The sequence below is a fragment of the Rhizobium sp. SVR5-9E genome (assembly GCF_056755095.1).
In genome coordinates, this window is the sequence record NZ_JBNDHS010000360.1 from 1 (window position 1) to 281 (window position 281).

Below are 281 nucleotides of genomic sequence, written 5' to 3' on the forward strand. Positions count from 1 at the left end.
GATCAATACCGACAATTCATCAGGCGCAGCCTTACGAACCGGCAGACTGCGCTTTCAGTCGTGGGTTGGACATCGAAGAGCAACGGCTTGCCCTTTATCTCTGCTTTCCGCTCAACGAAACGCTCTCCGGCAGCTTGGTTTCCGCGATGAATTTCCAGCCCCAATCCGATCGATGCAAGCAGGGTGCGGCCGGGGTCTGCGCGTCGGTGGGGACGATCACCCTTCTGGACCAACGGAGCTTGTCGTAAGGCTCCGTTCAGATGGCTAGCGCATATGGCGGC

Annotated in this window: 1 protein-coding gene; it reads left to right on the forward strand. The window is 58.4% G+C overall.

Annotation, left to right across the window (positions count from 1 at the left end; translation table 11 throughout):
• Positions 1-248, forward strand: a 248-nt coding sequence (locus ACPYOJ_RS35180) for a hypothetical protein (RefSeq protein WP_481420359.1), incomplete at its 5' end; no start/stop codon positions are given.
• Positions 249-281 lie beyond the last annotated feature (33 nt).